The sequence below is a fragment of the Olsenella phocaeensis genome, assembly GCF_048189965.1.
Taxonomy (GTDB): Bacteria; Actinomycetota; Coriobacteriia; order Coriobacteriales; family Atopobiaceae; genus Olsenella_I; species Olsenella_I phocaeensis.
On the sequence record NZ_DBEZHV010000005.1, the window covers coordinates 17,721 to 30,531 of the forward strand.

At 67.6% G+C, this 12,811-nt stretch carries 17 protein-coding genes; 5 read left to right on the top strand and 12 right to left on the bottom strand.

What is annotated here, in order from left to right; genetic code table 11:
* Positions 1 to 103: 103 nt before the first annotated feature.
* The 7 genes from ACMPH2_RS01610 to rnd form a co-directional block, all read right to left on the bottom strand.
* Positions 104 to 1,285, bottom strand: a complete 1,182-nt coding sequence (locus ACMPH2_RS01610) for an acetate/propionate family kinase (RefSeq protein WP_417118439.1) — start codon at positions 1,283 to 1,285, stop codon at positions 104 to 106.
* A gap of 84 nt (positions 1,286 to 1,369) precedes the next feature.
* Positions 1,370 to 1,795 (bottom strand): C-GCAxxG-C-C family protein, encoded by a 426-nt coding sequence (locus tag ACMPH2_RS01615; protein ID WP_062531279.1) that lies wholly within the window; start codon positions 1,793 to 1,795, stop codon positions 1,370 to 1,372.
* 1 nt (position 1,796) lies between these two features.
* Entirely contained in the window at positions 1,797 to 2,153 is a 357-nt protein-coding gene (locus ACMPH2_RS01620; protein WP_062531281.1) for a histidine triad nucleotide-binding protein, read from the bottom strand.
* A 70-nt stretch (positions 2,154 to 2,223) separates the two neighbouring features.
* Positions 2,224 to 2,496 carry an exodeoxyribonuclease VII small subunit gene (xseB, locus tag ACMPH2_RS01625; RefSeq protein WP_062531283.1) on the bottom strand — a complete coding sequence of 91 codons (273 nt, stop codon included), beginning with the start codon at positions 2,494 to 2,496 and terminating at the stop codon, positions 2,224 to 2,226.
* A 4-nt stretch (positions 2,497 to 2,500) separates the two neighbouring features.
* On the bottom strand, positions 2,501 to 3,892 hold the full coding sequence (xseA, locus tag ACMPH2_RS01630; RefSeq protein WP_082719565.1) for an exodeoxyribonuclease VII large subunit: 1,392 nt from the start codon (positions 3,890 to 3,892) through the stop codon (positions 2,501 to 2,503).
* The gene (locus ACMPH2_RS01635; RefSeq protein WP_009279108.1) at positions 3,879 to 4,577 is read right to left on the bottom strand and encodes a zinc metallopeptidase; all 699 of its coding nucleotides are present in this window, start codon (positions 4,575 to 4,577) and stop codon (positions 3,879 to 3,881) included. Before ACMPH2_RS01635 ends, xseA begins: the two co-directional genes overlap by 14 nt.
* Positions 4,578 to 4,685: 108 nt before the next feature.
* Positions 4,686 to 5,816: a ribonuclease D gene (gene rnd, locus ACMPH2_RS01640; RefSeq protein ID WP_417118440.1), complete on the bottom strand. Its 1,131-nt coding sequence runs from the start codon at positions 5,814 to 5,816 to the stop codon at positions 4,686 to 4,688.
* Positions 5,817 to 5,919: 103 nt separating this feature from the next.
* On the opposite strand from rnd, the gene ACMPH2_RS01645 reads away from it, so the two are divergent.
* Complete coding sequence (locus ACMPH2_RS01645; protein ID WP_009279106.1) at positions 5,920 to 6,861, top strand: diacylglycerol/lipid kinase family protein; 942 nt, start codon at positions 5,920 to 5,922, stop codon at positions 6,859 to 6,861.
* Here ACMPH2_RS01645 and ACMPH2_RS01650 read toward each other — a convergent pair.
* Genes ACMPH2_RS01650 through ACMPH2_RS01660 form a run of 3 tightly spaced genes read right to left on the bottom strand, consistent with a single transcriptional unit; the run spans position 6,858 to position 8,798 of the window.
* Complete coding sequence (locus ACMPH2_RS01650) at positions 6,858 to 7,571, bottom strand: acyl-[acyl-carrier-protein] thioesterase (RefSeq protein WP_417118441.1); 714 nt, start codon at positions 7,569 to 7,571, stop codon at positions 6,858 to 6,860. The genes ACMPH2_RS01645 and ACMPH2_RS01650 overlap by 4 nt on opposite strands.
* A gap of 50 nt (positions 7,572 to 7,621) precedes the next feature.
* On the bottom strand, positions 7,622 to 7,993 hold the full coding sequence (locus ACMPH2_RS01655; RefSeq protein WP_417118442.1) for a hypothetical protein: 372 nt from the start codon (positions 7,991 to 7,993) through the stop codon (positions 7,622 to 7,624).
* The gene (locus ACMPH2_RS01660) at positions 7,953 to 8,798 is read right to left on the bottom strand and encodes a cation diffusion facilitator family transporter (protein WP_417118443.1); all 846 of its coding nucleotides are present in this window, start codon (positions 8,796 to 8,798) and stop codon (positions 7,953 to 7,955) included. Before ACMPH2_RS01660 ends, ACMPH2_RS01655 begins: the two co-directional genes overlap by 41 nt.
* A gap of 84 nt (positions 8,799 to 8,882) precedes the next feature.
* On the opposite strand from ACMPH2_RS01660, the gene ACMPH2_RS01665 reads away from it, so the two are divergent.
* From ACMPH2_RS01665 to ACMPH2_RS01680, 4 genes are all read left to right on the top strand, one after another.
* Positions 8,883 to 9,293 carry a (deoxy)nucleoside triphosphate pyrophosphohydrolase gene (locus tag ACMPH2_RS01665; protein ID WP_009279103.1) on the top strand — a complete coding sequence of 137 codons (411 nt, stop codon included), beginning with the start codon at positions 8,883 to 8,885 and terminating at the stop codon, positions 9,291 to 9,293.
* A gap of 79 nt (positions 9,294 to 9,372) precedes the next feature.
* Positions 9,373 to 9,711 carry a hypothetical protein gene (locus tag ACMPH2_RS01670; protein ID WP_417118444.1) on the top strand — a complete coding sequence of 113 codons (339 nt, stop codon included), beginning with the start codon at positions 9,373 to 9,375 and terminating at the stop codon, positions 9,709 to 9,711.
* Positions 9,712 to 9,775: 64 nt separating this feature from the next.
* Positions 9,776 to 10,624 carry a thymidylate synthase gene (gene thyA, locus ACMPH2_RS01675; protein ID WP_062531294.1) on the top strand — a complete coding sequence of 283 codons (849 nt, stop codon included), beginning with the start codon at positions 9,776 to 9,778 and terminating at the stop codon, positions 10,622 to 10,624.
* Between the two features lie 10 nt (positions 10,625 to 10,634).
* A complete protein-coding gene (locus tag ACMPH2_RS01680) occupies positions 10,635 to 11,150 on the top strand; it encodes a dihydrofolate reductase (RefSeq protein WP_417118445.1) in 516 nt (171 codons plus the stop codon).
* A 91-nt stretch (positions 11,151 to 11,241) separates the two neighbouring features.
* Here ACMPH2_RS01680 and ACMPH2_RS01685 read toward each other — a convergent pair whose 3' ends face one another.
* Together ACMPH2_RS01685 and ACMPH2_RS01690 are read right to left on the bottom strand one after the other, a co-directional pair.
* Positions 11,242 to 11,877, bottom strand: coding sequence for a hypothetical protein (locus tag ACMPH2_RS01685; protein WP_417118446.1), 636 nt, complete (start codon positions 11,875 to 11,877; stop codon positions 11,242 to 11,244).
* A 112-nt stretch (positions 11,878 to 11,989) separates the two neighbouring features.
* Complete coding sequence (locus ACMPH2_RS01690; RefSeq protein ID WP_009279096.1) at positions 11,990 to 12,766, bottom strand: phosphotransferase family protein; 777 nt, start codon at positions 12,764 to 12,766, stop codon at positions 11,990 to 11,992.
* Positions 12,767 to 12,811 lie beyond the last annotated feature (45 nt).

Here is a 12,811-nt window from a genome sequence, read left to right on the forward strand (position 1 = left end):
GTAGGAATGGGCCCTGCCAGGCGAAGGAAACGCGCCCGCATTGCAGAGACGGCCCGACGGGAAATCCCGCCGGGCCGTCTCTGCAAAGCGTTTTGGCTTGAGACTACTTGCCCAGGAGCTCCTCGACGTCCATGGCGATCATGAGCTCCTCGTTGGTGGGAACCACGAGGACCTTGACCCTAGAGTCGGGCGCAGAGATGACGCGGGGCTCGCCGGAGCGGACCTTGTTGGCCTCCTCGTCGATCTTGACGCCGAGCCACTCGAGCTCCTTGGCGACGCCAAGGCGCATGATGTCGGAGTTCTCGCCGATGCCCGCAGTGAAGACCATGGTGTCGAAGCCATGCATGGACTGGGCCATCTCAGCGACGAGCTGGGAGGTGCGGTAGTAGAACATCTCGAGCGCGAGCTTGCAGTTCTCGTCGCCCCTCTCGGCACCCTCCTCGATGTCGCGGGAGTCGCTCGAGATGGCGCTGAGGGCCGCCAGGCCGGACTGCTTGTTCATCATGGTGTCGACCTCGTCGACGGTGTAGCCGCCGACACGCTGCAGATAGAACACGGTGGCGGGGTCGACGCTGCCGCAGCGGGTGCCCATGATGAGGCCGTCGAGCGGGGTGAGGCCCATGGTGGTGTCCATCACGCGGCCGTCCTGGATGGCGGCGAGGGAGGCGCCGGAGCCCAGATGGCAGGAGACGAGCTTGTGGACGTCGCCGTCCAGGAACTCGTTGGTGGTCTTCCAGATGAAGCGGTGCGAGGTGCCGTGCGCGCCGTACTTGCGGATGTGCAGCTTGTCGACCACGTCGCGCGGCAGGGCGTAGCGCCAGGCCTTCTCGGGCATGTTGTAGTGGAAGGAGGTGTCCGCCACGATCACGTTACCGATGCTGGGGAAGAGCTCGCGGCAGATCTGGATGACGTCTGCCTCGGCGTAGTTGTGCAGGGGTGCGAGAGGAGCGACCTCACGGGCCCAGCCCAGGGTCTCGTCGGTGACGACCTTGGACTCGGGGAAGTACCAACCACCCTGGACCACGCGGTGGCCGATGCCCTCGATCTTCGAGGTGTCGAAGCCGGCCTCGTCCAGGATCTTGAATACGTGCTGGATGGCGGTCTTGTGGTCCGGCAGGGCCACCTCGAGCTTCTGCTTCTCGCCGTCGTTCTCCTGGTGGCCGATGAACGAGCCGTCGATGCCGATGCGCTCGCAGTTGCCCTTTGCAAAGACCTGGCGGGTCTTGGTGTCGAGCAGCTGGTACTTGAGCGAAGAGCTGCCGGCGTTGATGACTAGGACGTTCATGGATCTCCTCTCGAGGCGGTGTGCCCAATCGGCACAAACTCTCTCTATCATAGCCCTCCACCAGCCATGGGAGGACGTCACGGGCTAGGCCTGGCGCGTGCGCGCCTCCCGGAGCACGTCCTCGGCGATTCTCACCGCGTCGCTGACGCACTTCGTGCAGGGCGCGAGCACCGTTCCCGTCCCCACCCCCTTGAGCTCGCGACAGGTGGTCGATCCGTTTGCCTCGCCAAATCGCTCCACAATCTGACGCGAGAGACGGTACGTGGATGCCTTGCTGTTGGGATGGTCCAGATCGCCCGTGCTGTTGAGGAGACCGGCAACCATGCACGCACCCGCGACGGCACCACAGGTGGCCTGCATGCCGCCCATGCCAAGCCCCAGTCCCTCGGCAGCCCTGAAGAGGGAGGCCTCGTCCATGCCCAGCTCGTCGGCGAAGCTGCACGCCACCGCCTGGGCGCAGTTGTAGCCGCGGGAGTGTCGCTCGGCGGCCGCCTCCTCATGCGAGGGCACGCTAGGACCTCGCGATCAGGCCCTCGCCCAGGGACTCCCCGCCCAGGACGTGGAGGTGCAGGTGGTGGACCGTCTGCCCGGCGTCGTCTCCCGTGTTGGTGATGACGCGAAACCCCGTCTTGTCGATGCCCTCCGCGCGCGCGACCTCGCCCACGGCATGCGCGAGGGCGGCCAGGGTCGCCTCGTCGACGCCGTCGAGGATGTCATCGTGGTGGCTCTTCGGGACGACCAGGACGTGCGTCGGCGCCTGGGGGCTCATGTCCCTGAACGCGCAGACCAGCTCGTCCTCGTACACGTAGTCGGACTCGATCTGGTGGTTGGCGATCTTGCAGAAGATGCAGTCGTCCTTTATGGCCATGGCAGTTCCTCTCCCCTTGTCTGTCACTGTCACCGGGTCCCGGAAGCGGGCGTCCGTCCCGACACCGTTCCTACTCGTCCAGATAGGCCGTCGAAGGGGCCGAGGTGGTGTCGGCGACGACGGCGGGCTCGGTCGAGTCCACGAGCAGTTGGACCTTCTGCTCGGCCTCCGCGAGGCGCTTGCGCAGGCTCTTCAGGAGCTCCACGCCGCGACCGTAGCGGCTGAGGGACTCCTCGAGCTCCAGGTCACCCGCCTCGAGGGAGCGCACGATCTGCTCGAGCTCGATCGACGCCTCCTTGAAGCTCAGCTGCTCGATGTCGGCGTACGATGCCTTCTCTTCCATGGGTCTACTCCTTTCGCGAGGCGAGCTGCCTCGCCGTGTCAAGGCTTACGTCCGTCACCTGCGCGCCGACGCTCCCGTGCGCGAGCAGGAGGCGCAGCTCGTCTCCGGCGCCCACTCCCGCGGCGTCGGTCACGACATGTCCCTGCGCGTCGCGGGCTATGGCGTAGCCGCGCGTGAGGACCTTGAGGGGCGAGAGCGCCTCGAGCGTCGCCGCGAGGCGCAGGGTCTGGTGGTCGAAGGGAGAGAGGAGGCCCTCCCCTCCCACGCGCAGGCGGTCTGCCAGCCTGTGTGTGCGCTCGGCGTCGATGGCGAGGCCGCGGGGGACGGCGTCGTGCAGGCGTTGCTCGGTCTGCACGAGCTGGAGCTCCCGGTCGCGCAGCGTCGCCGCAGGGTCGCTCAGGCAGCGTCTGCTGCCCAGGGCCTCGACCCCCGAGCGGAGCTGGGCGAGGCGAGCGGCGAGAGAGCGCGAGGCGAGCGCCCCCAGCCCGTCGAGCGCCTGTCCGCTCAGGGCGAGCGTCGAGGACATGCTGCGGACGAGGCGCTTCGCACGCTCGGAGATCTGCAGCTCGACCTCGTCGATGCCCGGCGCGACCGACTCGGCAGCCGCCGTGGGCGTCGAGGTGCGTCGGTCGCCCACCATGTCGCAGATGGACGTGTCCGGCTCGTGGCCGATGCCCGTTATGACGGGGACGGGGCAGGCGGCGACGGCGCGGGCGAGCGCCTCGTCGTTGAAGGTCATGAGGTCCTCGAAGGAGCCGCCACCGCGCACCAGGAGGATCGCGTCGGGACGGGCCGCGGCGGCGACCCCCAGGGCACGGATGATGGACTCGGGGGCCCCAGGCCCCTGCACCATGCAGCCGGCGACCTGGACCTGCACGAGCGGGTTCCTGCGGGCGAGGGTGCGCTTCACGTCGTCGATGACCGAGCCCGAGAGGGAGGTGACCACGGCCACCCGCTGGCAGAAGCGCGGTATGGGGCGCTTGCGCTCCGGGGCCATGAGTCCCTCCGCCTCGAGCTTGCGGGCGAGCTGGGCCACCTGCTGGCGCAGGAGCCCCTCGCCCGCCACGCTGATGCGCGACGCCACGAACGAGAGCCTGCCACTCCCCCGGTACACGTTGAACCTGCCCTGCATCTCGAGCTGGAGCCCGTCCCTGAGCCGCACGCCGGACTTGGCGTAGCTCCCGCGCCAGACGATGACGTCCATCGCGGAGGAGTCGTCCTTCACCTGGAAGTAGCAGTGGCCCGAGCGGGCGTTGGGGCCTCGGAACCCCGTCACCTCGCCGTTGACGAGCAGGGTGGGCATGGCGTCCGCCGCCGCGGCGGCAAGCCCCACCGCCTGGCTCACGGAGATGGGCTGGGAGCCACTCTCCAGGGCCCCTTCCCTAGCGCCTGTCACCGCTGCGTCCCAGGAGATAGAGGAGCTGCAGGATGGAGACGAGCGCCGCCGAGACGTAGGTGAGCGCCGCGGCGGTGAGGACCTGGCGGGCGCCGCGCCCGTCGAGCCCCTGGCCGTTCGCCGAGAGGTAGGCGACCGCGCGGCGCGAGGCGTCGATCTCGACGGGGAGGGTGACGAGCTGGAAGACGACCGAGAAGGCGAAGAGGGCGATGGCCAGGCGCACGAGGCCGGAGAGGCTCAGGAAGACGCCCAGCATGAAGACGACCGCCCACGCCTGCTGGGTGACGTTGACGACGGGCACCAGCGCCGAGCGCAGCCTGCCGAAGGCATAGCCCCTGGCGGTCTGCACGGCATGCCCGGCCTCGTGACAGGCCACGGCGACCGAGGCGACCGAGCCCTGCGCGTAGTTCTCGCCCGAGAGGTGCAGCTGGTTGTCGCGCGGGTCGAAGTAGTCCGTGAGGTGGCCCTCCACCCTGGTGATGCCCACGCCATGCGCCCCGCCCGAGTCGAGCATGCGGCGGGCGACCTCAGCCCCGGTGGCGCCCAGGGTGGACGGGACCTTGGACCACTTCCTATAGGTGGACTGGATGTAGCTCTGGGTGAGGAGCCCCAGGACGAGCGAGACCAGGACCACGCCCAGGTAGCCCAGGTCCGCACCGTAACCGTAATACATGCCCATTGGCATACGACCTGCCTCCCATCCGATCGGTGACATGGAGCACTTGTACCCCATCCGCCCGCGCTGTCTTGCGCCCATCCTACGACAGTCCTGGGACACAATCGGCAAGGTCGCTCAGAGAAGCTCGATGTGTCCGTCCTTGACGGTGAGGCCCATCTCGCCCGAGAGGAGGCGGGAGAGCTGGCTTCCCAGGAGCTCCGCCCTCCACGAGCGCGAGAGCTTGGAGGAGGCGGGGTCAGAGACGTAGTCCTGGAGGTCCTCCCTCGTGGCGATGAGCTGGGCGGCGACGCCGCTGCGCTCCGAGACCAGCCTGAGGAGGGAGTACATGAGGTCCAGAACGCTCTCCGTCTCGGACGAGGGGCGCTCGCGGTGCGGGCGGAGGGGCATCTCGTCGGGATCGCAGGCGAGACCGCGCCCCACGGCAGCGACGAGCTCCTCGGCGTCGCGCGTGGGGAGCTGCTCGGTGCCCCGGATGCGCCTGAGCCGGTCCACGCCCCTGGGCGCCCTCTTGCAGAGCTCGACGAGCACCTCGTCGGAGACGACCCACCTGCGGGGGACGTCCCTGCGGGCCGCCTCGCGCTCGCGCCAGGCACAGACCTCGCGCGCGACGGAGAGCTGGCGGCGGGTGAGGGAGTTGGAGCGCTTGAGGTGCAGGTAGGCATCCCTGGGGTCGCGCTCGACGCGCGAGGGGTCGGTGAGGGAGCGCATCTCGGGCTCGAGCCAGGCCAGCCTGTCGCGGCGGGCGAGCTCCGACACCATCTGCTCATAGATGCGCGGGAGGTAGATCACGTCGTCCTCCGCGTAGCGCAGCTGCTCGGCGTCGAGGGGGCGGCGGGACCAGTCGGTGAGCGACTCCGCCTTGGGCAGGCGCACGCCACAGCAGGCCTCGACGAGGGCACCGTAGCCGATCTGCTGGCGATGCCCCAGGAAGGCAGCGGCGAGCTGGGTGTCGAAGACCGGCGCGGGCACGCAGCCCATGCCGTCCAGGATGACCTCGAGGTCCTGCGTGCACGCATGGAAGACCTTGGTGACGGAGCGGTCCTCGAGGAGCCTCCTGAGGGGCGTGAGGTCCTCGATGAGGATGGGGTCGACGGCACACGACTCGTCGGCGGTCGCGACCTGGATCAGGCAGAGCCGGGGAAAGTAGGTCCTCTCGCGCAGGAACTCGGTGTCCACCGCCAGCACCTTGGAGTCCGAGGCGCGCTCGCAGAAACGCGCGAGCCCCTCCGCGTCAGATATGTACACGCACGCTCGATTCATGTCTTGTCGCCAAAAACGGATACATTTGTATCCGTCGGCCGGCCCCTCGCCGGCCCCACCATCATACTCAAGGCCGTCGGAGGTCAGCATGCGCAGCCTCATAGTCCACAACAACGCTTCCGGCTTCGGGTCGGACGCGGTCTTCGAGTTCGAGCGCGCCCTGCTCGAACAGGGCGACGAGTGCGTGATGCGCGTGCTGCCCGGCTCGGGAGGAGGGCGCGAGTGCCTCGCGGACGCGGAGGACTTCGACCTCGTCGTGCTCTCGGGCGGGGACGGCACGGTGTCCGGCCTCCTCTGGGAGCTCAGGGGCCGCGACGTCCTCAGCTGCGTGTTCCCCTCGGGCACGGCCAACCTCCTGCACGCCAACCTGGGATCGGCCGCCGAGCCCGCGGCGATCGCCCGGGCCTGCAGGCGCGGCCTCTGGGCGCGCACCGACCTCGGCGAGCTGAGCTGGGAGGACCCCTCCGGCGCACACGTGTGTGGATTCGGCGTCATGTCCGGGACAGGCTACGACGCCCGCCTCATGCAGGCCGCCGTTCCCAACAAGCAGAGCATGGGGGAGGCGGCCTACTTCGCGGCGGCGCTGAAGAACATCCGACCGCAGGTATCACACTTCTCCATAGAGGTGGATGGCGAGCGTCACGAGCGTGACGGCATCGCCTGCATGGTCGCCAACTGCGCCATGATCCAGGGTGAGGTGGAGATCGTCCCCGACAGCAGCATGGACGACGGGCGTCTCGACGTGATCGTGCTCGAGACCGAAGACGCCGTCCACCTGCTCAGGCCCATGTTCGCAAGCCTCGTCGACCCTGCGGGAAGCCACCTGGGCAGGCCATACCTCGAGCACTTCTCAGGCGAGAGGGTCCACGTCCGCTCGAGCGAGCCCATGCCCATGCAGATCGACGGCGAGCTGGTCACGGAGGGGGTCACCGAATACGAGGCGCGGGCCCTCCCCTCCTGCTGCAAGCTGGTGGTGGACGGCCTCAGCCGCTACAGGCCACAGGGCGAGCGGGCACCGGTGCGCCCCTAGCGAGAGAGCCGGACCACGGCGTAGCTCCTCTCGCCGCCGTCCGAGAGGTCAACGCAGGCGCCGTCCTGCCACCGGTGGACCCGGGGCGCCACGAGGTCCCCCAGAAGTGCCATCTGGCGGTACTGCACGCAGATCCGCCGTGGCTCGAAGGCCTCGCCCAGCTCCTCCAGCGCGTCGCAGGCAAGCTGGATGTACTGGGCGTTGTTGACGTGGCGGTTCGTGTCGAGGTGCTGCTCGGCGATGGTCACGGGACGCGTCTCTCGGTACGGTCCCTCGACCTCGAGCTTCCTCTTGGTGGGTGGCAAGTCGAGCCGGGGCGTGTCCTCGGCATATGCCAGCTGGGACTCCGGTATGCGCACGGGTGACTTTGCCTCGGTGTCATACACGAACCAGAGCGAGTCCGCCTGGACGTAGGTCCTCCCCTCGAGCGAGGAGATGGTGAAGCAGCGACCCGCCTGGGTGCGCCTCATGCTGTACGCCCAGGTGGAGACCACGATGGGGTCGAAGAAGCGCGGGAGCTCGTCAATCTCGATCTGCCAGGCGGAGATGAACCACGCGAAGTGGTGCGCGGCCATGAAGTCAAGGCCGATGCCCAGGCTCTGCGACTGGAAGGTCGAGCAGTCCTGCAGGTAGTTGACAAGGCCCAGGAGCGACAGCCTCCCGTCCTCGTCGCACTCGCTGTAACGCACCCTGCCATCGAAGCTGTACATGCGGCACCTCGCCATCTGGGTCGCCATCCCCGGGCGACGACTCCCCCATCCTAGTCCGAAACGTCCGAGTCGAGCCCCACGGTGAAGCTCCAGTCGGGATATGCCTCGGAGCATTCTGCACGGATCGCCTCGTAGGTCCCCATCCTGTCAGGGTCGTCGAAGTCGACGATCACGTCGAAGAGCGCCGTGTGCCTCTCTTCGTTTGCGTAGAACCCGTGCATCTGCGCCACGTGCTCGTGGGACCACACGATGCGCTCCACCCCCTCGCGCAGGTCCCTCAGGACCTCCGACCCCGAATCGTTCGTCGCATAAATCCCGACCGTGGTCAGGATGACCCCGCATCGCTCGAACGCCCGTGACTGGATGGCGCGGGAGAGCACGTCAATCTGGGGGGGCGGCGAGGCGGTCATCCACCTCCACATGCACGCTTCCCTGAAGGCGCTGGGGCCCGTAGTCGCTCAGCAGGAGGTCATAGGCGCCACGCACCCCATCGACGGACTCGACCGCCTCCTTGACGCGACGCGAGACGCCGGCGTCGACGCGCTCGCCCAGCACCTTGGAGAGGGTCTCTCGAAGCATGGAGACGCCGCTCTTGAGGATGATGACCGAGATGAGCGCGCCAAGCCATCCCTCGAGGCGCGCTCCGGTGGCGAGATGGACGAGGGCGGCCGCAAGGGTCGTCGCAGAGATGGCCGCGTCCATGGATGCGTCGGTGCCGGAGGCGACGAGAGCGTCGGAAGAGACGCGTCTGCCCACCGACCTCGCGTGTCTTCCCATAAGGAGCTTGGCGACGACCGCCGCCGCGACGATGGCGAGGGACGCCGCAGAGTAGTCTGGCGTCGCGGGGTCCAGGATGGACGCGACAGACTCCTTGAGGGAGCTTGCGCCCGCCGCAAGCACTATTGCCGCGATCACGATGGCGGAGAGGTACTCCACGCGGCCGTAGCCAAAGGGATGCCGCCTGTCGGCCGGACGGGAGGCAAGTCGCGTCCCGATGATGGTGATGAGCGAGGACAGGGCGTCCGAGAGGTTGTTCACCGCGTCGAGCGCGATCGCGATGGAGCCCGTGAGGGCGCCCACGACCGCCTTGAAGGCCGCGAGCACGACGTTGCCGGCGATGGCCAGCTCGCTCGCGCGAACGATGGTCCGGTCCCTCTCGCCCTCGTCCCTTTCCAAGAGCGTCCTCAGCTCCTGGCCCCCCTCCGAGTCGACCTGCTCCCCTGACATGTCGCGATACCTCCGCGCTATAGAATCGAATGGGCTCCGCATACCAACCACTGATACCCATCGCGAGGGCCCGGAGGTGCGTGAATGGAAAAAACCAAGGTCGTCTGTGCCATCGTCCAACGCGGCGGGAAGGTCCTGGCGGCACGGCGCGGACATGGCATGGAGGGATGGGAGTTCCCCGGCGGCAAGGTGGAGGAGGGCGAGTCGCGCGAGGAGGCCCTCAGGCGCGAGGTGCGGGAGGAGCTGGGGTGCGAGCTCTCCACCATCTGGTACCTCGACAGCGTCGACTACGAGTATCCCGGCTTCCACCTGGACATGGACTGCTTCGTGTGCAGCCTCGCCGAGGATGAGGAGCCCGTCCTTCGCGAGCACCGCGAGCTCCGCTGGCTGGGCCGGGACGAGCTCACCGACGTCGACTGGCTTCCCGCGGACCACGGGCTGATCATGACGCTGGGCGTGATGTGGGACTCCGTCTTCGAGTCCAGCCATCTCTAGGCTACAGGCACCCCGAGGAAATGCGACGTGACGCCTTGCCTCGGGTATCATGGGAAGCCAGCCCACAGAGGAGGTGTGCATGGAGGAGCAGGCTCAGGTCACCGAAAGCGGGCCACAGGTCATAGAGACCGCCTCGGGCACCACCTCGCCTGACAACGCGAACTCGGGGGCCAAGCCCCTCGTCATAGCCGGCCTGGGCCTCCTGCTGGCCATCCTCGTCTTCTCCTACCTGGGTGGCTGCGCCGCCCAGGTCGTGGGTGACGTCCTCGACAGGGAATTCAGGGCCTTCGACCAGATGAAGGGCTCGGGAGGGAATGCCTGGGAGACCGACGAAGACGACGAGGAGCTCGTCCGGGAGCTTGAGGAGCTCCTCCGCGACGACCAGGACCTCGGGTCATCCTCCATCCAGCGAGGCTAGACCAACGAGGGCGGCGACGTGCCGCCACAACCAAGATCCAGGGCGCAAGGCGAGAGGAGCGCGCATGAGCAAGGCCGACGACATCTTCATTGGCATGTGCAGGCAGATCATCGAGCACGGCAGCACCACCGAGGGCCAGAAGGTCCGGCCCCGCTGGGAGGACGGCAGTCCCGCCTACACCATCAAGAGCTTCGGCGTGTGCAACCGCTACGACCTGCGGGAGGAGTTTCCCGCCCTCACCCTGAGGAGGACCGCCCTCAAGAGCGCCATGGACGAGGTCCTCTGGATCTACCAGCGCAAGTCCAACAACATCAACGACCTCCACTCCCACATCTGGGACGAGTGGGCCGACGAGGACGGCAGCATAGGCAAGGCCTACGGCTATCAGGTCGCGCAGAGGAGCCATTACCCCGAAGGCGACTTCGACCAGATGGACCGCGTCCTCTATGACCTCAAGAACAACCCCTACTCCCGCCGCATCATGACCAACCTGTACACCTTCGGCGACCTCAGCGAGATGAACCTCTATCCCTGCGCCTTCAACGCCATCTACAACGTGACCCATGCGGAGGGTGACGAGAGGCCGACCCTCAACATGCTGCTCGTCCAGCGCAGCCAGGACGTGCTCGCCGCGAACAACTGGAACGTCTGCCAGTACGCGCTCCTGCTCATGATGGTCGCCCAGGCCAACGACATGGTGGCCGGCGAGCTCGTGCACATGATCGCCGACGCCCACATCTACGACCGCCACGTGGACATCGTGCGGGAGCTCATCTCGCGCCCGACCCACCCTGCGCCCAAGGTGAGCCTGAACCCCGAGGTGCACGACTTCTACGACTTCACCACCGACGACCTCGTCGTGGAGGACTACGAGCACGGTCCGCAAGTCAAGAACATCCCCATCGCGGTCTAGGGGAGCCATGATGAACGCGATAGTCTCCGTCACCCCCAGCTGGGGCATCGGCCTCGACGGGTCCCTCCTCGTGCGCAACCGCGCCGACATGCGCCGCTTCGTTGAGCTCACCATGGGCGGCACCGTCGTCATGGGGCGCAAGACCCTCCAGAGCTTCCCCGGTGGCCCCCTCAGGGGACGCCGCAACGTCGTACTCACGCGCGGGGCAGGGGGCCTGCCCGAGGGCGTGGAGGTCGCGAGCGGCATCGAGGAGGCGCTGGGCCTCGTCGCGGACACGACTCCCGACGAGGTTTGGCTCATAGGAGGACAGAGCGTCTACCAGGAGCTCCTACCCTGGTGCGAGCGCGCCTACGTGACGATGAACTACGTCGAGGCGGAGGCCGACGCCTGGTTTCCCCGGCTCGACGACCTTCCTGGCTGGAGGATCGAGTCGCGCGAGGAGGGTGGCGTCACGGCGGGGGGCGTGCCCTTCGAGTACCTGACCTACCGTCAGCTTGAGCCACGGGGCCTGGCGGAGGACGAGTAGACAGCACTGGCCAACAGCGCGGGTTGCGAACGATGCGGGGCGCAGACCGTCTTCGGCCCGCGCCCCGTCTCTCGCTGCTCAGACGCCAGGGCTAGACGAGGGACTCCAGGGACGAGAGGTCGATGTTGCCGAACAGGACGTCCGCCATCCTCTGGGCGTCATCCTTCGTGGGCTGCCAGCCATCCTCGCCCTTCACCAGGTCGAGCGTAACGTCACCCTCGACCTGGGCGTCACTTGCGTCCAGGTTCTCGTAGAAGCGGGAGAGGAGCTTCTGCGCCACGGCGGCCTCCCCGCCGTCCTGGTAGGTCGAGACGAGCTCGGCCATCCCCTCGCCGGAGGAAAAGCCCGACCAGGTCGCCTCGAGCGCCGGGGCGAGGTCGCGCCCCTTGACGTGCACGGCGGCGGTCGCCGTGTCACCATCCACGCTCACGTCCCCCAGCTGGTAGTCGAAGCCTTTGAGTACGTGCGCGGCAAGGTCGTACACGTCGATCCCACAGCCTTCGAGCCTGCTCACGCCGTCCTGCCCCAGCTGCGACACGTAAGGCTCCAGCGACTCCCTGCTCGGGTTCTTGAGCGCGTCCAGGCTTTGCGTGAGGCCAGCCCGTATGAGCTGCTCCTCCGCCTGCTTGCATCCAGCGAGCGAGAGCCCCGCACCCACGGCAAGCACCAGGGCGAAGGCCAGGCAGGCAAGCCTGGCAAGTCCCCTTCGAGTGGTCTTTGCGCGCATCTCTCCCCTTCCTTCGGGCCTTGTCCTTGCTGGGGCGTCATGCGCAGGGGACCCGAAAGGCTCTCCGGGTCCCCTGCATCCCTAACTCACGTGGCGGGCCATGCCCCGTTGCCTACTCGTAGTCGCCCACGTTGACCATACCGGCGAGCTTCTCCTCGTTGACCTTGCGGTTACGCGAGAGCTCCGCGGCGGCGACGACGGGCAGCCAGTAGTGCACGACCTGCTTGGGCGTGTCGGTACGCCGCGAGTAGATGACCAGGTACTCCTCGGCAAGCTCGGGGTCCTCGAGGCTGAAGAGCAGGTAGGTCATGGCGGCGTCAAGCTCGGGCAGGCCGGCGGTGACGTGCGCCCAGTCGCAGACGTAGAGCTCGTTGCCGTCCTCGCTCACGATCACGTTGGAGGGGACGAAGTCGCCGTGGCACACCCTCATGCCGGGCTTCATCCCGTCGACGCGCATCTCGAGGTCGTAGCGCACGGAGGGGTCGATGCCCTTGCAGCTGGCTATCATGCGTGCCAGCTTGTCCTTCTGGCGGTTGAGCAGGGGTGCCTCGAAGGAGTGGACCTCCGCCTGGAGGTCCACCAGCTGCTCCAGGTAGCGCCCCCTCCCCTCGGGATCGCCCTGGGCGACCTCGAGCAGCGTCACGCCGTGGACGTAGCGGGTGGCAAGGGCCCAGGAGCCCTTGTGCTCGCCCTCCTCCACGCGGGAGACCTCGAGCACCTCGGGGACGCGGATGCCCACGCCCTGGACGCGCGCGAGGTTGAGGGCCTCGTTGAACACGTCGGCCGCGGGCTTCTCGCTGTTGAACACCTTAACGAGCCTGTCACCATCGTGGTAGACGACCTTGTTGCCACGACGCACCAATTCGACCTTGCCGTCAGACAGCTTCATTGCGATCCTCCTCGTGGGTCACGAATCGTTGCTTCCTTCGACCTC